Here is a 19,150-nt window from a genome sequence, read left to right as displayed (position 1 = left end):
ACGACACCGCCCTGCGTCAGGCGATGCACCGCGTGCGCATCGAGGTCGACAAGGCCGTCGTCGGACAGGCCGGCACCGTCACCGGCCTGCTGGTGGCGCTGCTCGCCCGCGGACACGTGCTGCTCGAGGGCGTGCCCGGGGTCGCGAAGACCCTCGTCGTGCGCTCGTTCGCCCGCGCGCTCGGGCTCGACACCAAGCGCGTGCAGTTCACGCCCGACCTGATGCCCGGCGACGTCACCGGTTCGCTCGTGTACGACGCGCGGACCGGCGAGTTCGACTTCCGCGAGGGCCCCGTGTTCACCCACATCCTGCTCGCCGACGAGATCAACCGCACGCCGCCCAAGACGCAGGCCGCCCTGCTGGAAGCCATGGAGGAGCGACAGATCTCCGCCGACGGCGTCAGCCGGCCGCTGCCCGATCCGTTCCTCGTCGCCGCGACGCAGAACCCCATCGAGCACGAGGGGACCTACTCGCTCCCGGAGGCGCAGCTCGACCGCTTCCTGATGAAGCTCGTCGTGGGAATGCCCGAACGCGACGCCGAGGTCGCCGTGCTCCGCCGGCACGCGGAGGGGTTCTCGCCGCGGCAGCTCACCGGACTCGCCGCCGTCGTCACCGCCGACGAGATCCTCGCCGCGCAGGACGCCGCGGGCCGCGTGGAGGTCACCGACGACGTGCTGGGCTACGTGGTCGACCTCGCCAGGGCCACGCGCGAGTCGCCGTCGGTCGAACTGGGAGCGAGCCCGCGCGCATCGACCGGCCTCCTCGCCGCCGCGAAGGCCTGGGCGTGGCTGAACTCCTCGTCGGCCGTCACCCCCGATCACGTCCAGACGATGCTGGTGCCGGTCTGGCGTCACCGGCTCCAGCTGCGCCCCGACGCGCAGATGGAGGGGGTGTCGGCGGATGCCGTGCTCGCCTCGGTGGTCCAGCAGACCCGGGTGCCGATCTAGGTGTTCGTCACCGGCCGCCTCGCCCTCGCCCTCGCCGTCGGCGTGATCCCGCTCGTCGCCGCCGGCCTCGCGGGGTATCCGGCCTCCCTGTTCCTCGGCGGCTGGATCGTGCTGTGCCTGCTGCTGACGGGGATCGACGTCGCCCTCGCCGCCGACCCGCGCCGGGTCGCGGTGACGCGCCGGCTGCCGGCTCGCACGCGCATCGGCGAGCCCGTCGTCGCGAGCGTCGCGCTGCACAACACCGGAGAGCGGATGCTGCACGCCGTGATCCGCGACGCCTGGCAGCCGACCGCCGGGGCGCCATCGACCCGCCCGCACCTCGCCGTCGCCCCGGGCGAGCGCGCGCGGGCGAGCGTGCCGCTGCGGCCGCGTCGGCGCGGAGAGCTCGTCAGCGACTTCGTGATGGTGCGGTCGCGCGGACCGCTCGGACTCGCCGGTCGCCAGGCGCGTCACTCCGTGCGTGGAGCCATCCGGGTGCTTCCCGCCTTCTCCTCGCGCAAGCACCTGCCGTCCCGGCTGGCGCGGTTGCGCGAGCTCGACGGCAACACGAGCATCCAGGTGCGAGGTCAGGGGACGGAGTTCGACTCGCTGCGCGAGTACGTGCGCGGCGACGACGTGCGCTCCATCGACTGGCGCGCGACGGCGCGCGCCGGGACCACCATGCTGCGCACATGGCGGCCCGAGCGGGATCGCCACGTCGTGATCCTCATCGACACCGGGCGCACCGCCGCGGCGCGCGTGGGTGACGGCACCCGCGTCGATGCGGCGCTGGAGGCGTCACTGCTGCTCGCCGCGCTCGCGTCGCGCGCCGGCGACCACGTGCACCTGCTGCTCTACGACCGCGTCGTCCGCGGCCGGGTCACGGGCGTCGACGGCGCGGCCCTCCTCCCGGCGATGACCGACGCCATGGCCCCGGTGCACGCGCGACTCGTCGACACCGACTGGCACGGTGCCTTCGCCTCGGTGCGCACCCTCACCACCCGGCCGTCCCTGATCGTCGTGCTGACCGCGCAGGACGCGGCGGAGTCGGCGAGGTCGTTCCTCGGCGCGTTCCCCGCCGCCTCCCGCGCGACGACCGTCCTGGTCGGCTCCGTGACCGACGACGGCATCGCCGCACTCGCCCGCGGCCGAGGGTCGCGCGAAGAGGTGTACCTGGCCGCCGCGGCCGAGCGCACGCTTCGCGACGCGGAGAACGTCGCCGACGCAATCCGCCGGGCCGGTGGCGAGGCGATCGCCGCGGACCCCGAATCGCTGCCGCCGCGCATCGCCGACCGCTATCTCGAGCTGAAGGCGGCCGGCCGGCTGTGACGACGAACGCTCACCCTGCGACGAGTCGCGGGGTGCCGGCCTCGAACTCCACAAGATCGCCCGTGTCGCCGCGTCGATGGGCGCGCCCGCCGATCACGATCATGTAGATGAGGAAGACGGCGAGCGCGGCTGCGCCGATGCCGATCTTCACCGGCCACGGCAGCGACCACCCCGTGACGAAACCCTCGACCAGACCTGCGAGGAACAGGGCGAACACGAGACCGAGCGCCACCGTCGCGAGCGACCGCCCCTCCTGGGCGAGCGCCTCGCCGCGGGAACGCGCGCCGGGCGCCACCCATGCCCAGAAGACGTGCAGACCGGCGGCCGCTGCGACGAAGATGCAGGTCAGCTCGAGCATGCCGTGCGGGAGGATGTACAGCACCATGACGTCGGCGCCGCCGTGCACCGCCATCACGGCACCGGAGACGCCGAGCCCCATCGCGTTCTGGACGAGCACGGCGAGAGGCCAGACGCCGGTCACGCCGAACAGCACGCACTGCATCGCGATCCAGGCGTTGTTGGTCCACACCATCCCCATGAACACGGCGGCCGGGTTCTCGGTGTAGTAGCCGGTGAACTGCTCGTCGGCGTACTGCTCGAGGGCATCCGGGGGGCCGAGCGTCGCGACGAGGGCGGGATCGCTCGCGATCCAGGCCGCCGTCCCGACGGCGACCGCGACGAAGGTGGCGGCGATGACGAGCGTCGTCCACCGCAGCCGGTACAGCGCGGCGGGCAGCTGACTCCCGAAGAAGCGCGAGGTCTGGGTCAGGATGCTGTCCGACGCGCCGGTGAGACGCAGCCGGGCGCGAACCAGGATGGTCGACAGGTACGCCCCCTGGGGTGAGTCGCCGACCGAGGTCTTCAGCTCGGCGAGGTCGGCCGATGCAGCACGATAGCGGACGATGAGCTCGTCGACGCCGGCCCCGTCGAGTCGGGCGCGGCTGAGCTCGTCCAGCCGCTCCCACTCCGCGCGGCGGGCGTCAGAGAGCGCATCGGCATCCACCTGATTTACTGTACTCATGTCCGTCCCGCTCGACGCGTCCGACGAGGTGCTGTCCGGAGAGGCCGTCGCCATCGACGTGCAGCCGGTCGGCTTCCTCCTCCGCGCGCTCGGCGCGCTCATCGACATGCTGCTCGGGTTCGTCGTGTTCGCCCTGTGGCTGTTCCTGCGCATCTGGCTCCTCGACGCCGGCGTGCTCGACGACGCGACCGACCGCATCGCGACGGTGGCGGCTCTCGTGGTCAGCTTCGTGGTGCTCCCGATCACCGTCGAGGTCGCGCTCAAGGGGCGCAGCCTCGGCAAGCTGGCGGTCGGCGGGCGCATCGTGCGCGTCGACGGAGGGGCCGCCGGCTTCCGGCACGCCTTCATCCGCGCGCTCCTCGGCGTGCTGGAGATCTACGCGACCGTCGGCGGCCTGGCCGTGATCACCGGCGCCCTCACCTCGCGATCGCAGCGGCTCGGCGATCTCGTGGCCGGCACCTACAGCCAGCGGGTCCGCACCCCTCGGCTCGTACCGGTCGCCCCGCAGCTCCCGCCCGTCCTGCAGGGCTGGGCGCAGGTCGCCGACGTCGCCCGGCTGCCCGACCGGCTCGCGCGGCGGATCTCGCAGTTCCTCCAGAGCTCCCCCCGCATGATGCCGGTCGCACGGGCGCGGGTCGCGCACGACCTGCTCATCGAGGCCGCTCCGTTCGTCTCGCCGATGCCTCCGGCGTCGCCCGAGGCCGCGCTCGTCGGGATCACGGTGCTGCGCCGGGAGCGCGAGCGCCGCGCGCTCGAGAACGCCGATCGGCGGGCGGAGATGCTCAGCGGACGACGGGTGGGCGTCTGACCGCTCAGTAGCGGTAGTGGTCGAGCTTGTACGGGCCGTTCACGGGCACTCCGATGTAGGCCGCCTGCGCGTCGCTCAGCTCGGTCAGCCGGACGCCGAGTGCGTCGAGGTGCAGCCGCGCCACCTTCTCGTCGAGCGCCTTGGGCAGGGTGTGGACGCCGATCGGATACGACGCGGCATCGGTGAAGAGCGCGATCTGGGCCAGGACCTGATTGGTGAACGAGGCGCTCATGACGAACGACGGGTGCCCGGTGGCGTTGCCCAGATTCATCAGGCGTCCCTCGCTGAGGACCAGCACGCTCCGACCGCTCGGCATCCGCCATTCGTGCACCTGCGGCTTGATCTCGATCCTCTCGGCGCCCTCGAGCGATTCGAGCCCCGCCATGTCGATCTCGTTGTCGAAGTGCCCGACGTTGGCGACGATCGCGAGATGCTTCAGCGCCTGCAGGTGGTCGGCGGTGACCACGTCGCGGTTGCCGGTCCCGGTGACCACGATGTCGACCTCTCCGGCCACATCGATCAGTCTCGCGACCTGGAAGCCGTCCATCGCCGCCTGCAGCGCGCAGATCGGGTCGACCTCGCTCACGATCACCCGCGCGCCCTGTCCGCGGAGCGCTTCCGCTGCCCCCTTGCCGACGTCGCCGTAGCCGCAGACGAAGGCCACCTTGCCCCCGATGAGCACGTCCGTGGCCCGGTTCAGCCCATCGGGGAGCGAATGCCGGATGCCGTACTTGTTGTCGAACTTGCTCTTGGTGACCGAGTCGTTGACGTTGATCGCGGGGAAGAGAAGACCGCCCGCCGCGGCGAGCTCGTAGAGGCGGTGCACGCCGGTCGTGGTCTCTTCGGTGACCCCGATGAGCCCGGCGGCGATCCTGGTCCACCGATCGGGAGAGTCGACGAGCGACCGGCTCAGCAGATCGAGGACGACGGCGTACTCGTGCGAGACGTCGCCGCTCGGCGCGGGGACGGCACCGGCCCTCTCGAACTCGACGCCCTTGTGCACGAGCAGCGTCGCGTCGCCTCCGTCGTCGAGGATCAGGTTCGGTCCGTCGAAGCCCTCGGCGGTCCAGTCGAAGATGCGCTCCGTGCAGTCCCAGTACTCCTCGAGCGTCTCGCCCTTCCACGCGAACACCGGAACGCCGGCGGGCGCGTCGACCGAGCCGCCCGGCCCGACGACGACGGCAGCGGCCGCCTCGTCCTGCGTCGAGAAGATGTTGCAGCTCGCCCACCGGACCTGAGCTCCCAGAGCGACCAGCGTCTCGATCAGCACCGCCGTCTGCACGGTCATGTGCAACGAGCCGGCGATGCGGGCGCCCCGCAGCGGCTGGGCCTCGGCGAACTCCGCCCGCAGCGCCATGAGGCCGGGCATCTCGTTCTCGGCCAGGCGCAGCTGGTGGCGGCCGGCTTCGGCGCGGGACGGATCGGCGATGCGGTATTCGAGCTCAGGCATGCCGACATCATCCCACTCCGACCGCCTCCGCCCGCGTCGGCGTCAGAAGCGGATCGCGTCGATGACCTTCACCCGCAGCGCCACGAGCGCGGGGATGAACCCCGACACGGCCCCGACGACGACCGAGGCGACGAGCCCCACGAGCGCCGCTCGCATCGGGAACGGGGGAACGTCCTGCATCCCGACGAACATCGACGTCACGAGCCAGTCGGAGCGCAGCACCGCCACGACGATCGCGATGCCGATGACACCCGCGACCGTGGTCGCGACGAGGCTCTCGAGGAAGACGGTGAAGAACACCCGACCCGAGCTCGCCCCGAACGCCCGACGGACACCGATCTCGCGCACGCGCTGCCGCATCGCCACGAGCTGGATGTTGATGAGGCTCAGCGCGCCGAGGGCGAGGATCACGGCGGCGATCCCGCCGGTGACCATCTCGAAGGTCGCCTGCGCGTCCATCGCGCCGGGCTGCGCGGCCCAGTCCGACCTGCTGACCGAGACGGTCTGCCCCTCGGGAAGTCCGGCGCGCAGGTCCATCGCCAGCACGGGACCGATGGCGTCGGCCTGGTCCTGACCGACCCAGATCTCCCACTGCGACCAGGCGCCCTCGGGCAGACCGTCCACGCGCGACCGGTAGGCGTCATAGAGAAGGTCGATGCGCAGCTCCTCGTCGCCCATTCCCTGACGGGGCACGACGCCGACCACCTGGTAGGTGCCGCCACCGTCTCCGGTGAGCCGGATGGTCGGATGCTGCGCCAGCGGCACGCGTCCGATGCGGTCCCACAGGGCCTCCGAGATCACCGCCGGCGGCGCGAGCGCCTCGACGTCGGTGTCGCGCAGCCAGCGCCCCTGCAACAGCTGCTCCCGATGGATCACGGAGTACAGGGGGTCGATGAGGCGAGCGGGGACGTCGGTGACCCCGTCGGGCAGCTGCACCCGCACGGTCATCCCCTGCGCGATGCGGGCGGTGTGGCTGAAGTCGAAGCGCTCCGCCACGCGCGCGAAGCGCTCGTCGACGGCGTCCATGTCGACCGCGGCCCCGTCGTCGTCGCTGACGGCGACGACGATGGTCGCGGCGCGCCCTCCCCAGCGGTCGGACTGCTCCGCCTGGTACTGCCGCTGATACTCCGAGATCGCCACGACGGCGGTCAGGGCGCCCACCGACACGGCGATGCCGATGAGGCTCAGCAGCACGCGGAGCTTGTGCACGCGGATCTCGGCCCAGGCGTCCGACAGGGCGCCGAGGAACCCGGTCATGCCGCGGGGCCGTTCATGCGGGAGGGCACCGGCGCCGCGAGCGTCGAGGCGGCGAACGCCCGCGTCAGGTCGGCGGTCTCGAGCACGCCGGCCTCGAGGCGGTAGTGGCGGCGGGCTCGGGCCGCGACGTGCAGGTCATGCGTGATGGTCACCAGCGCGGCATCCGTCTCGGTCGCCACCTCGTCGAGAAGGGCCATCACCGACGCCCCGGTGTCGATGTCGAGGGCGCCCGTCGGCTCGTCGGCGAGGATCAGGACGGGCCTGCGCACCAGGGCGCGGGCGATGGCGACGCGCTGCTGCTCGCCGCCCGACAGCCGATCGGCGACCTGCTCGACGCGATGGCCGAGGCCCACGCGCTCGAGCATGTCGGCGGCGATCCGGCGTCGGTCCCAGAACAGGCGCCCTCTGGCGTGTCCGAGCGGCATCATGACGTTGTCGATGGCCGTCCGCCCCGGCAGGAGGTTGAACTGCTGGAAGACGAATCCCACGTTCTCACCGCGGAGACGGTCGAGCCGTCCGGACCGCATCCGGCGCACCTCGCGGCCCTCGAACGACACCGAACCGGATGTCGGTGCGTCCAGCATCCCGAGGATGTTGAGGAGGGTCGACTTGCCGGAGCCGGAGCGACCGACGATGGAGACATGGTCGCCCGCGTCGACCTCGAGGTCGACGCGGCGCAGGATGTCGAGGGTCGAGTCGTCGGGGAGCAGGACGCTCTTGGCGACGTTCTCGAGAGCGACGAGGGTCACCAGCTCATCCCGCTGTCGCACTGCTCGACGCCGGGCGAGACCTCGTAGCAGAACTCCTCGACCGGGGCGACGAAGCCCGGAACGAACTGACGGATGCTGTCTCCTTCGGCCAGCCCCTCGGTGACCTCGACCATGACGCCGTCGTTGACCCCCAGCGTCACGGCGCGCTCCTCGGGCTCGGAGCCGTCACCGGCGTCGACCCAGACGTTGCCCGTCCCCGCGCCTCCCTGGACGGCGGTCACCGGGATCACGAGGGCGTCGTCGACCTGCCCGAGTGAGAGATCCATCGTAGCGGGAAGACCGGCGAACACCGTCTGGTCTGAGGGGATCGCGCAGCGGACGCTCGCCGTCCCCTCGGCGCTCACCTGCACGCGCACCCCGGTGCAGGCGAACGGCGCGGGGCCGCCGGCGATGGTGACCGTGCCCTCGGTCGGGGCATCGACCAGCCGGTAGAGCTGCACGGGCTCGACCGTCGCGAGCAGGTGGTAGCGCGCCGGCGTCAGTGTGTAGGACTCCGCGCCGACCGACGTCGTCTGCCCCTTGACGAGGGCGATCTCCGACACGTCTCCCGCCTCCGGCGCGACGACGTCGATGTCTCGGCGCGGCTCTTCCTGCCGCACCGTGAAGAGCTTCTGTCCCGCTGCGACCGTGGCGCCGTCGCCGACGTGGACCGCCAGCACCGTGCCGTTCAGCTCGCTGCGCACGGGGAAGGCCTCGTCGCGGGCGATGGTGCCGCTGAGGCTCAGCGAGTTCGTGACCGAGCCGCGCTCGACGGCGACGACCGGGTCGGTGATCCCCGCCTCCGGGGTCACGATGCTCTCGACCCGATCCGGGAAGAAGGCGATCCGCACGAGCGCCGCCGCGCACGCGCCGAGCACCACCACGAGAAGGAGAGGGAAGATCCAGCGACGCCAGACGATCACGACGGCCTTTCCGGACGTGCCGCCCTGGCAGGCCCCCGGACAGGCTACCCAGGAGGACGCTCGACGGCCGGGACGATCCGCACCGCGTGTCGGCAGGACGTCAGGCGCGAAGCGCCTCGTGCCGCACCACGATCCATCCCGCCGGCACCGACATCCGATCCGCGTGCGGGGAGCACAGGTCGTGCGCCTGCGGATCGTTCGGTGCGCCGAGCGGGCCCAGAGCCGCCATCTGGTCGCGGTAGTCGTACGTGAGCGTCGCCACGGCCTCGCGCGCGCAGCCGACCTTCGAGCAGAGTCGTCCGTCCATCACCGTCAGCGTAGGACGCCATCCGGAGGGTCGACGGATGCCGCGCCGCGCGCACCCGCACCGCCTAGACTTTCGTCATGCCTCGACGTCGCACCGCCCGCGCTGCCGCCGCCCCTCGGCGCGGAGCGCGGCACGGTCGACACGGACGGCTCGGGCGGAGCGAGGTCGTCCGCCCGCCGCTCGCCCCGCTCGACGGACGCCTCGACCGCTTCGACCTGGCGGTCGGCACGGCGGTGGAGTTCCTCCGCGGCACCTGGCCGGAGCTGCAGGACGTGCGATTCGAGATCGGCGCGATACCGGGTTTCGACGCCGCCGACGAGGTGCCCCGCTGGCACCTCGATCGCGATGCGCGTCGCATCGTGCTGTTCCGCCTTCCCATCGAGCGGCTGCTCCCGCCCGGTCATGACGACGCGGCGCATCGGCGCATGGCCATCGAGAGCGCGGTGTTCCGCGCCGCTGCCGAGTACGTGGAGCGCGAGCCCTGGGATCTCGGACACGACCACTAGCAGGCGGTCAGGGGTAGACGGTGACGGCCTGTTCCGCAGCGGCCCCGGGCCGCACCGGCAGCACGGCCATGGCTCCGGGTGCGGTCATCGCGACCGCGACGTGCACGGTCGCCGACGTCCGCAGCCGATAGGCGGTGTCGCGCGCGACGTCGACCGACCGGGTCTCCCCCGCCGGCACCTCGATCTCGGCGGGCTGGCCACCGCCGTCAGCGGGCTCGACCGAGACGACGGCGTCGTCATCCGATGTGTTCGCGATCTCCAGCCGGGACGCCGGACCCGACGGCACGGCCACGAGGACGTCGGTGTCGATCTCCGGCGCAGGCGTCACCCACGCGAAGTCCGACTCCGGGCCTGCACCGTCCTGCTGGCGGACGGCGGCGACGACCGGGGTCTCGGCGGTGATCTCCACCGTGTACGACCCCGGTTCGAGCCCGCTGAGCGAGACCTCGGCCGGGATGTCGGCGGTCAGCGGAACCGTCAGCTCCGTCGTCGCCCCCCGTGCGCCGACCGCCGTGACGGTGACGTCGGCGAGCGAGTCCGCATCCGGCGAGAGCAGACGCAGCACCGTCGCGTCGGCTTCGTCGCCCTCCACCGGGAACGCCTGCACGCCGGTGATCACGAGGTTCTCCTGGGCACCGGCGACCGCATCCTGCAGATCGATGCCGACGGGGTCGAGCACGCGCGTGAGCGACGACTGCAGAACCGCCCGCACGGGCGCCCCGACGGCGCTGACCTCGACGACCGGCGCCTCATTGCCGGCGGCGATCGACGCGAGCGGAAGGCCGACCTGCGTGCGCGCGGGCACGACGACGGTCCGCGCCCCGGGCACGGTGCCGTAGACCGAGAGCGCGACCGTCGCCGGGACGTCCCCGGCGTTGGTCAGCACGATGACGTCCTCCGCCCCGGTTCCGACGTCGCCGCCGACCAGCCACGACTCCAGGCGCGGCTCTCCGCACGGCAGCGCGGCGAAGCCGGCGATGTCGGCCTCGGCGACCGTGACCGACTCGGCGGCCGCGATGATCGGAGCCGTGCGTCCGTCCGCCTCCCCCGTGAGCACGCGGACGTCTCCGGCATCGGGCAGATCGGCGACCTCGAGGACCTCGGTCGTCGGTGTTCCCGACGTGGCCGCCGAGGTGAGATCGGGAGTCGCGGCGGGGCGCATCTCCGACGGGGCGGAGGTGTTGCGGCCGAGCGCGCGGAGGTCGCCGTTGCACACGAGCACGCTGTCGCCGGGCAGCGGGGTGACCTCGACCCGGGCGGGATCGTGCCGGACGACCGGCCACGGCGCGTGGACGGCCACCGTCACACCGACCACGCAGGCGACCGCCACGGCGGCGCCGGTGATGAGGCGGGCGCCGGTCGCGGCGACACGGAAGGCGCGGTTGCCGCTCATCGGTCCTCCTCCTCGGTCGGGTCGGGCGCGGGCTCCACGCCGACCATCGGATCGTCCGAGATCCCGTCGTCGTTCTCTCCGGTGGCCACCGTGGGGACGGTGACCTCCGTCACCGGGGCATCCGCAGCCTCCTCGTCGGCACGCCGCGGCAGCACCAGGGGCTCTTCGGGGGTGCGTCCGACGATCCGCGACTGCGCACGGGCCGCACGCCGGGAGGCGCGCGTGGGGATCGACAGCAGCAGCGCGGCGAAGACGACGATCAGCTGCAGGGTGATCGCCAGGCGCGCCTCGGCCTGTTGCGCCTGCGTCAGGGCCGACGGCGGGGCGGCGTCGACGTCGAGCCGCCAGAGGGTGCCGCGATCGGTGGAGCCGGCGTGCACGAAGCCGGGGCGCTGGTCGATCGCCGCGATCGCCCGCGTCCTCAGGTCGCGCGCCTTGTCCCCTTCCCCGTCGGAGGGGTGCGCGAGCAGGACGTAGCTGATTCCGCGTGCGGCGAGCTCGGCCGGCGCGTCGAAGTCGCGGGCCGAGAGCGTGTCGACCGCCAGCGACGAGATGTCGAATCCCTGCGGCTCGACCGCGGTCGTCATCATGGTCGACTGCGAGCCGAGGGTCTCGCTCGCGCCCCACGCCACGTCGACCGCGAGACCGCCGTCGTTCTGCGGCGTGAGCACGAGCGTGGCGAGCGGCCGATCACCCGCCGCCTGCGCCGCGACGTACGCGGGCAGCGTCGATACGGGCCCGTCGGTCAGGACGGCGCGCCCGGTGTGTGCGGCGGTGAGGGCCGGCACCGCCGACGCGACGAGGGCGAGGGCGGCCACCGCGGTGGCGAACAGGCGGAGCCCGGCGCGTGTCAGCGCGGTGTCGAGCGTGACGAGTGCCGCTCCGACCGCTCCGATCCAGGCGAGGCTCAGGCCGGCACCGGGCCAGATCGCCACCGGGGTGCCCTGCGTGAAGCTCACCGTGATGCCCACGGCGAGGAAGGCGGTCGCGAGCCCCGCCGAGGTGACGACGAGGAGCATAATCCCCGCCCGCCACCGCGGTGCGACGGCCGCGGCGAGCGCGAGCAGTGCCAGCGGGGCGCAGAGCAGCGGCGCCCAGGCGCCGAGCCCGCCGGGGGCCACCGCGGTCCAGCCGCCGAGGTCGGTGGTGGGGAAGCCGAAGGCGATGGCGAGGCGGCCCGCTGCGTCGGCCCCGGCCTGCGGTCCGTTCCAGACGGCTCCCGGGTCGCCCAGCACGCCGAGCAGCGTGCCGTGCGCGAGCTGCCACCCGACCAGAGGTGCGAACATCGCCGCCGCGGGCAGCGGAAGCCACAGCAGGCGGCCGGCGCCCCGGAGCCTTCCGGTGCCGAGCGCCAGGCCGATCGCGACGACCAGGAGCAGCAGGAGCGCGGGAGCCAGGGACGGGGAGCACGCGAGGACGGCGGCGAAGAGCAGGGATGCCGCGCCCGCCGCGCCCCAGGATCGATGCGCCACCACGGCGGAGTGGAAGAGCCAGGGCAGGAGCAGATGCGCCAGCACGGCAGCGGGTCGGCCGTCGACCAGGGCGGTCAGGAAGGTCGGCGCCACCGCCCAGGCCGCGCCCGCGAACACCCGCAGACCGGAGCGGTCGGTCACGCGCGTGGCGGCGAACCAGCCGCCGAGCACCGCGAGGGGAAGGGCGAGGATCCAGAGCAGCACCAGGGCGAAGGAGGGGCCGGCGGGCCACAGCGTGCCGAGCACGGCGATCACGGCGGCGAACGGATCGGCGGGTCCCACCAGATCGACGCCGACGCCGCGCAGGCCCCACGCGGCATCCGCCCACAGCCCCGTGACGGTCTGGCGCAGAGGGAGCAGGGCCCCGCCGCCGATCGCCGGCCAGGCGAGCACCGTCGTGAACGAGGCGACGCTCACGACGAGTGCGGTGAGCACGGCCCAGCCGCCGCCGCCCGAGAAGAAGTGCAGCTCACTGACGGCGCCACCCTCGCTGCCGTGCCCGTCGTCGAGTCGGCGGCGCATCTGCGACGACGTGACCCGGAGGGGGGCGATGCCGGCCCATGTCGACGAGCGGAAGGCCCGGATGCGCGAGCGGGAGCGTCCGATCGCGCCGATGCGCACCATCGCCGTGAGGGCGGCCGCCCACTCCGGGATCACGGAGCCGGGGCGCTTGGCGATGAGATCGGTGATGGATCGCCAGAGCGCCAGGGGAAGCAGGGCGAGCCAGTGCAGCGGGACGACGGGAGCCGGGGCGTAGGCGAGCCGGCGGTGCAGCTGCGCGAGCCGCCGGACGTAGGCGCGCCGCGAGCCTCCGACGGGAAGCGCCGCGGGACCGTCGGGGCTGACCGAGACCCGCGCCGCGGGCGCCAGGACCACCCGCCCGCCGGCGAGACGGGCGCGCACGCCGAGATCGAGTCCTTCGTCGGCGCCGGCGAGGGCGGGATCGGGGCGAAGGGCGTCGCGCACCTCGGCGCGGATGAGGATGCCGCGGACGTCGGAGCCGAGCGCGTCGTCCATCCCGTCGTGCTGACCCTGGTCGAGCTCTCCGGCGGCCAGCTCGACCGAGCGCCCCAGGGTGGTCATGCTCACGCCGAGCGAGACGATCTCGCGCTCGTCGTCGGTCGCCACGAGCTTGGGCGCCACGATCGCCGCGGACGGCGACCTCTCCAGCGTCCCGCTCAGCCGCTCCAGCGCGCGCGGATGAGGCGCGGTGTCCTGAGCCAGCAGCCAGACGGCCGCTCCGTCGAGCAGACGGGGTCGCGCGAGCTCGACCGCCTCGGCGAACGAGGTCGACGCGCGCGCCTCGATGATGCCCTCCACCGTGCCGGCGACGATCTCGCTGTCGCGCACCGAGGTCGCGTCGCCGCACACCACCAGGGTGACCGCCGCCGGGGGTGCGGTCTGGGCCCGGACCGCGTCGAGAGTGCGGAGGAGCTGGGCGCGAGCAGACGATCCGGGGCGCGCGACGATGATGGCGTGAACTCGGGCTGGCATGACGTCGTCAGCCTATGCGCGCGGTGATCGTCGCCGAGGCAGCCGACGCGGCGCGCCCGCGAAGCGGGTGCCGACCGTCTCTCCGCGTCGCGGGCGGAGATCAGCTCGCGCGGCGCTTGAGCTTGCGGCGCTCGCGTTCGGAGAGGCCGCCCCAGATGCCGAAGCGCTCGTCGTTGGCGAGGGCGTACTCGAGGCACTCGCTGCGCACGTCGCAGCTCGTGCAGATGCGCTTCGCATCGCGCGTCGAACCGCCCTTCTCGGGGAAGAACGCCTCGGGATCGGTCTGCGAGCAGAGCGCGTCGCTCTGCCAGGCGAGCGCGTTGTCGTCGTCGGCCTCCGGCTTCCGAACCCCCGGCACTCCGAGGTTGATCGGATCGACGAACCAGTTCTCCGGAACGTCGGAACGGTATCCCGTCATCTCGATCTCCACCCTGTGTATCCGCCCCCCGGCGGGCCGTGCTCTCACTAATTACACCCGTGTCATTCGCTCCGGTCAAGTCGCGGATCGTAAACCCTCAAGCGTCTCTTTAAAGTTCTTGACGGCCCTTCGGCGTGTCGCGACCCGGCGCGGCGACGAACGCCTCGCCGCGTCCGGTCAGCGTCACCGACTCCTCCTCGGGCGTCATGAACACGGCGGTTCCGACGGCGACCCGGCGCTCGTCACCGGATGCCGCTGCGACCGTGACCTCGCCCGCCGTGGCGAGCACCATCGTCGGCCCCTCCACGTCGACGGCGACCGGCTCCCCGTCGAGCACGATCCGATCGAGCGCGAAGTCCGGCACCGGCACGGGGTAGGGCGTGACGGCTCCGTCGGTCGCCGGCCGCAGCACCGGCACCTCGCCGGTGGTCGTGTCGAGGATCGCCAGCAGCTCGGGCACGTCGATCCGCTTGGGCGTGAGTCCGCCGCGCAGCACGTTGTCGCTGGCCGCCATGATCTCGACGCCGAGGCCGGAGAGGTAGGCGTGCAGCAGTCCCGCGCGCAGGAACACGCCTTCGCCGCGACGCAGCACCACGTGGTTCATCAGCAGCGCCACGACCACGCCCGGATCGCCGGGATAGGTCGCCGCGACACCGGAGATCGCGCGCAGCGTGGTCGCCCACTGCCCGTCCGTCGAGGCGCCCGCTGCCGCCTCGACCGCGGCGATGACGTCGTCGACCTCGGCCTGCGCGGTGCCGCCGAGGAGCCACGCGATGACGTCGCGGAGCGCGTCGCCGTCGGCGCGCAGCCGATGGCGGAGCGCGACGACACCCGCACTGTCGCCGAGACCGTCGAGCAGCTCGAGCGTCGCCGGCACCGGACGCAGGCCGCTGAGCGACTCGAACGTGTCGCTCAGGGCGACGATGAGCTCCGGCTTGTGGTTGTCGTCGCGATAGTTGCGCTGGGAATCGTCGGCGGCGAGGCCGCTCTCACGCGCCCATCCCTCGCGCGCCTGCGCGATCGTGGGGTGGACCTGGATCGACAGCGGCTGCCCGGCCGCGAGGAGCTTGAGCAAGTACGGCAGCGAGCCGCCGGTGATCTGGTCGAGCGTGCCGCCGCCCTCGACGTCGGCGGGGTCGCCCGGATGGTCGCCGAACCACACCTCCGCCTCCGGCGAACCGGACGGCGTCCGTCCTTCCAGTTCGGCGAGCAGCGAGTCGGATCCCCAGGCGTAGTCGCGGGGCGCATTGGTGAGCGGGAGCAGCATGCCACCAGCGTAGAGCCGGCCGGGATTGCTCAGGGACGACCGGGGCCGGGCGCGGTAGCCTGATCGCGATGGCTCAGTACACCAGGCATCCCGTGGCGGCCCGACCCACCGCCCCGGAACGCGAGTCGACAGGGCACCTGCTGTTGCGCGCCTACGTCATCCTCGTGCTGTTCGCCACCTTCGCGCACTCCGCGGTGTACAACCTGCTCGGCATGCTCGGAGCGGGCGTCGTGCTCGCCGTGCTCACGCTCTCGACCCTGGCGATCGGCGTTCCGATGCTCGCGCGCAACCGCCCGCAGCCGTTCCGGTGGCGACGTCTGCCGTGGGCGGCGCTCGGGTACACCGCCCTGGCTCTGGTCTCCGTCGCCTGGTCGCAGTGGCGGGGATCGACGGTCCTCACCGGTGTGCTCCTCGCGGCAATCGTCGTGAACGGGCTGTTCATCGCGCACGTGCTCACGTGGCACGAGATCGTCCGCGCGCTGTCATCCGCCTTCAAGTGGATCCTCGGCCTCTCGCTCGCCCTGGAGCTCTGGGTGTCGCTCGTCGTGCACGGGCCGCTCCTGCCGAACTTCCAGACGTTCCCCGACGGCAAGCTCGACCCGCAGTGGTACTGGGTGCGCGACAATCTGTTCGACGGAGGCCGCATCCAGGGCATCGTCGGCAACGCCAACCTCCTGGCGATCGTCTCGCTCTTCGCGCTCATCACCTTCGGCGTCCTGTTCGCGGCGCGGTCGCGGTGGCGCACGACGCTCGCGCTGTGGTCGCTGCTTGCGCTCTACTTCCTGGTCCGCACCGCATCGGCGACCGCGCTGGTCTGCGCCGCGGCGGCCGCCGTGACCCTCCTCGTCGCCCTGCTGATGCGACGGGCGGCGACCCCCGGCGCCCGCACCCGGATCTACACCGTCGCGATCGGCGGCACGATCGTCGCGGTCCTCGCCGTCTGGGCGCTCCGCGGGCCCCTGCTCGCCCTTCTCGGCCGCGACTCCGATCTCACCGGCCGCTCCGACCTGATCTGGGGCGCGGTGCTCGAGCGCGCGGCGCGGCATCCGCTCTTCGGCAACGGGTTCTCCAGCCCGTGGGTGCCGAGCGATCCCGCGTTCGACGGCTGGATCGTCGACCACGGGATCACCGTGTTCCACGCGCACAACATGTGGCTCGACGTGCTCCTCCAGCTGGGGGCCCTCGGGGTCGTCGTCATGGCGGTGGCCTACGGCAGTCTGCTGTGGCGCTCCTGGTTCTTCGCCGTGGACCGGCCCCGGTGGGACCTCGAGGCGGGGCGTCCCTTCTCGCCGCTGACGCTCCTTCCGAGCCTCTTCACCGTCGTGCTGCTCGTGCAGGGCCTCTCCGAATCGACGCCCATCATGCTGTGGGGGTGGCTCCTGGCGGTGCTGCTGTCGTTCAAGCTCAAGTCGGTGCCCCTGGTGGGCATGGGCGAGCGCGAGCTCCTCTTCGAGCGCGGCGCGCGCCAGCGGCGGGTGCCGTGACCCCGGTCCGCCCGGTCGTGCGCCTGCTCGGCTCCGTCGAGATGGCTCGCGCCTTCACGCTCGCGGCGCTGACGGCCGTCTTCGGCTCGTTCGCCATCGAGCGCATGACCTCGGCCGTCACCCTGGCCACGATCATCGCGTCGCTGTGCCTGCTGGGCGCCGCCATCCTCTGGGTGCGCCGCGAGGAGCTCTCGCCGCTGCGCATCGCCCCCTCGTCGCTCTTCGCCTTCCTCTGCTGGGCGCTGGTCAGCCTCGTGTGGACCACCGACCGCTCCGACACCGTCTTCGGCTGGCTCTCGCTGTTCGGCTTCGCCTTCCTGGCACTGACCATCGGCCACATCCGCGACACCCTGCAGACCGTGCGGGCCCTCGGCGACACGCTGCGGGTGCTGCTGGCCGTGTCGCTCGGACTCGAGATCCTCTCGGGCATCCTGCTCGACACGCCGTTCGTGTTCCTCGGGATCGAGGGCGACCTCGCCCTGGGCGGGCCGGTCCAGGGGCTCTTCGGCAGCCGCAACATGCTCGGCTTCATCGCCGTCATCGCCCTGATCACCTTCGTGATCGAATGGCGCACGCAGTCGGTGCACCCGCCGCTCGCCGTCGGCTCGGTCGCGCTCGCCGGCTCCCTCGCCTTCCTGTCGTCCTCCCCGACGGTGCTGGTGCTCGCCCTGGCCGTCGGAGTCGTGACGGCGGCGCTCACGATCGTCCGGCACACGGCTCCCGCACGGCGGAACATGGTGCAGTGGGCGCTGGGCATCCTCGTCGCCCTCGCGCTCGCCGTCGCGTTCGCCCTGCGCCACCAGATCATCGCCCTGCTCGACGCGGGCTCCGACTTCTCGGTGCGCGCGTCGCTGTGGAACACCATCCTCGATTTCGTGTCGCTCAAGCCGATCCAGGGGTGGGGCTGGTTCGGCGACTGGGCGCGCGGCGAGTACCCCTTCACCTACATCAACTTCCAACTCGGCGACCGTCATCAGAGCGCGTTGAACGCATTCTTCGACGTCCTGCTGCAGCTCGGCGCCGCCGGGCTGGTGCTGTTCCTGCTGCTCGGCGGCGTGGCCCTCATCCGCTCCTGGCTGGTCGCGAGCGTGCGCCGGTCGGTCGTCTACGCCTGGACGCCGATCATCCTGGTCACCCTCGCGGTCGACTCGATGTTCGAGAGCTTCACGCTCGTCGGCGCCGGGTGGTTCATGCTCGTGCTGTGCGCGCTGCGCGCCGGACAGACGCGCTCGTGGCGGGAGAACATCGATGCCGCTCAGACGGGCGCGATCCCGACCCTCCGCCCGCAGGCGTGACCCGTCAGGTCAGCGAGCGCAGCTTCTCGGACCACGCGAGGGCGTCGCGCACTCCGTCGTCGACCGAGCGCTGCGCCCGCCAGCCGAGCGCTTCGGCGGCGAGGTCGACGATCGCGAAGGCCCCGGCCTGGTCGCCCGGGCGCCGGTCGGTCTCGACGACGGCGAGCGGCTCGCCCGTCACGCGCTCGAATGCGGCCACGAGCTCGCGGACCGTGACCCCGTCGCCGGTGCCCAGGTTGATCACGCGATACGGATCGTCGTCGGACGCGACCTCGTCGAACCGCTGCACCGCGGCGACGTGCGCGAGCGCGAGGTCCCAGACGTGGATGTAGTCGCGCAGCCCCGACCCGTCGCGCGTCGCCCAGTCGGTCCCCGTGATCGGGAACGGCTCGCCGGCAACATGCGCCTGCATGATCTTGCCCAGGGCGTGCGAGGGCGTCGGGTTCTGCAGGCCCGTCCGCAGCTGCGGGTCGGCCCCGATCGGGTTGAAGTACCGCAGCGCGATGGCACGGAAGTCGCCGGCCGTCGCGGCATCCTTCAGGATCTGCTCGACCATGGCCTTCGTGGTGGCGTACGGGCTGGCGGGCGCGAGCGCGCCGCTCTCGTCGACGCCGTCCCCGCTCTCCCCCGCGTAGACCGAGGCCGACGAGCTGAAGACGACCCGCGGGATGCCGGCTTCGCGGAGCCGCTGCAGGAGCACGATCGTCTTGCCGACGTTCACCTGGTAGTACCCCAGCGGATCGGCGACGGATTCGGGGACGACGATGCGCGCCGCGCAGTGCACGACCGCGTCGATGTCGGGATGCTCGGCGAGCAGACGGTCGAGGACCTCTCCGTCGGCGATGTCGCCGACGTAGAGGTTGCGGTTCTCGCCGAACGCCCGCAGTCCCTTGGAGAGGTCGTCGAGGATGACGACCTCGATGCCGGCTTCGATGCACGCCGTCGCGACAGTGGACCCGATGTAGCCGGCGCCGCCGGTGATCAATACCTTCATCGCCCACAGTCTAGCCAGCGCCGTCCGCCGCGCAGGGAGGCCGCTCTCCGCGAATCC

General features: G+C 72.4%; 17 protein-coding genes. 6 read left to right on the top strand and 11 right to left on the bottom strand.

Features of this window, described 5'->3' with window-relative positions:
* The first annotated feature begins 23 nt into the window (after positions 1–23).
* Both AB3M90_RS03685 and AB3M90_RS03680 read left to right on the top strand, forming a co-directional pair.
* Positions 24–947: an AAA family ATPase gene (locus tag AB3M90_RS03685; protein ID WP_412951210.1), complete on the top strand. Its 924-nt coding sequence runs from the start codon at positions 24–26 to the stop codon at positions 945–947.
* Positions 948–2,255, top strand: a complete 1,308-nt coding sequence (locus AB3M90_RS03680; RefSeq protein ID WP_412950001.1) for a DUF58 domain-containing protein — start codon at positions 948–950, stop codon at positions 2,253–2,255.
* A 10-nt stretch (positions 2,256–2,265) separates the two neighbouring features.
* Here the strand turns inward: AB3M90_RS03680 and AB3M90_RS03675 are convergent, their stop codons facing one another.
* Positions 2,266–3,258, bottom strand: coding sequence for a stage II sporulation protein M (locus AB3M90_RS03675; RefSeq protein ID WP_412951209.1), 993 nt, complete (start codon positions 3,256–3,258; stop codon positions 2,266–2,268).
* A gap of 16 nt (positions 3,259–3,274) precedes the next feature.
* Between AB3M90_RS03675 and AB3M90_RS03670 the strand changes: the two genes are divergently transcribed.
* Positions 3,275–4,084, top strand: coding sequence for an RDD family protein (locus tag AB3M90_RS03670; protein WP_412949999.1), 810 nt, complete (start codon positions 3,275–3,277; stop codon positions 4,082–4,084).
* Between the two features lie 4 nt (positions 4,085–4,088).
* Here AB3M90_RS03670 and ahcY read toward each other — a convergent pair whose 3' ends face one another.
* The 5 genes from ahcY to AB3M90_RS03645 form a co-directional block, all read right to left on the bottom strand.
* A complete protein-coding gene (gene ahcY, locus AB3M90_RS03665; RefSeq protein ID WP_412949998.1) occupies positions 4,089–5,534 on the bottom strand; it encodes an adenosylhomocysteinase in 1,446 nt (481 codons plus the stop codon).
* A 42-nt stretch (positions 5,535–5,576) separates the two neighbouring features.
* The gene (locus AB3M90_RS03660; protein WP_412949997.1) at positions 5,577–6,791 is read right to left on the bottom strand and encodes an ABC transporter permease; all 1,215 of its coding nucleotides are present in this window, start codon (positions 6,789–6,791) and stop codon (positions 5,577–5,579) included.
* Positions 6,788–7,540, bottom strand: a complete 753-nt coding sequence (locus AB3M90_RS03655; RefSeq protein WP_412949995.1) for an ABC transporter ATP-binding protein — start codon at positions 7,538–7,540, stop codon at positions 6,788–6,790. Before AB3M90_RS03655 ends, AB3M90_RS03660 begins: the two co-directional genes overlap by 4 nt.
* Positions 7,537–8,463, bottom strand: coding sequence for an efflux RND transporter periplasmic adaptor subunit (locus AB3M90_RS03650; protein ID WP_412949993.1), 927 nt, complete (start codon positions 8,461–8,463; stop codon positions 7,537–7,539). Before AB3M90_RS03650 ends, AB3M90_RS03655 begins: the two co-directional genes overlap by 4 nt.
* Before the next feature lie 100 nt (positions 8,464–8,563).
* Positions 8,564–8,770 (bottom strand): DUF3499 family protein, encoded by a 207-nt coding sequence (locus AB3M90_RS03645; RefSeq protein WP_412949992.1) that lies wholly within the window; start codon positions 8,768–8,770, stop codon positions 8,564–8,566.
* A gap of 77 nt (positions 8,771–8,847) precedes the next feature.
* On the opposite strand from AB3M90_RS03645, the gene AB3M90_RS03640 reads away from it, so the two are divergent.
* Positions 8,848–9,276, top strand: coding sequence for a hypothetical protein (locus tag AB3M90_RS03640; RefSeq protein WP_412949990.1), 429 nt, complete (start codon positions 8,848–8,850; stop codon positions 9,274–9,276).
* 7 nt (positions 9,277–9,283) lie between these two features.
* Here the strand turns inward: AB3M90_RS03640 and AB3M90_RS03635 are convergent, their stop codons facing one another.
* The 4 genes from AB3M90_RS03635 to manA all read right to left on the bottom strand — a co-directional run bounded on the left by AB3M90_RS03635 (position 9,284) and on the right by manA (position 15,320).
* Complete coding sequence (locus tag AB3M90_RS03635) at positions 9,284–10,669, bottom strand: DUF5719 family protein (RefSeq protein WP_412949988.1); 1,386 nt, start codon at positions 10,667–10,669, stop codon at positions 9,284–9,286.
* A complete protein-coding gene (locus AB3M90_RS03630; protein ID WP_412949987.1) occupies positions 10,666–13,635 on the bottom strand; it encodes a glycosyltransferase in 2,970 nt (989 codons plus the stop codon). The genes AB3M90_RS03635 and AB3M90_RS03630 overlap by 4 nt, the downstream gene beginning before the upstream one ends.
* A gap of 100 nt (positions 13,636–13,735) precedes the next feature.
* Positions 13,736–14,053: a WhiB family transcriptional regulator gene (locus AB3M90_RS03625; RefSeq protein WP_412949986.1), complete on the bottom strand. Its 318-nt coding sequence runs from the start codon at positions 14,051–14,053 to the stop codon at positions 13,736–13,738.
* Positions 14,054–14,162: 109 nt separating this feature from the next.
* Entirely contained in the window at positions 14,163–15,320 is a 1,158-nt protein-coding gene (manA, locus tag AB3M90_RS03620; protein ID WP_412949984.1) for a mannose-6-phosphate isomerase, class I, read from the bottom strand.
* A 68-nt stretch (positions 15,321–15,388) separates the two neighbouring features.
* On the opposite strand from manA, the gene AB3M90_RS03615 reads away from it, so the two are divergent.
* The gene (locus AB3M90_RS03615) at positions 15,389–16,804 is read left to right on the top strand and encodes an O-antigen ligase family protein (protein ID WP_412949982.1); all 1,416 of its coding nucleotides are present in this window, start codon (positions 15,389–15,391) and stop codon (positions 16,802–16,804) included.
* Complete coding sequence (locus AB3M90_RS03610; protein ID WP_412949980.1) at positions 16,801–18,099, top strand: O-antigen ligase family protein; 1,299 nt, start codon at positions 16,801–16,803, stop codon at positions 18,097–18,099. The genes AB3M90_RS03615 and AB3M90_RS03610 overlap by 4 nt, the downstream gene beginning before the upstream one ends.
* 4 nt (positions 18,100–18,103) lie before the next feature.
* On the opposite strand, the gene galE is transcribed toward AB3M90_RS03610, so the two are convergent.
* Complete coding sequence (gene galE / locus AB3M90_RS03605; RefSeq protein WP_412949978.1) at positions 18,104–19,093, bottom strand: UDP-glucose 4-epimerase GalE; 990 nt, start codon at positions 19,091–19,093, stop codon at positions 18,104–18,106.
* Positions 19,094–19,150 lie beyond the last annotated feature (57 nt).

The organism is Microbacterium martis, from assembly GCF_047246685.1.
Taxonomy (GTDB): domain Bacteria; phylum Actinomycetota; class Actinomycetes; order Actinomycetales; family Microbacteriaceae; genus Microbacterium.
This window is presented reverse-complemented; position numbering and strand designations above follow the sequence as displayed.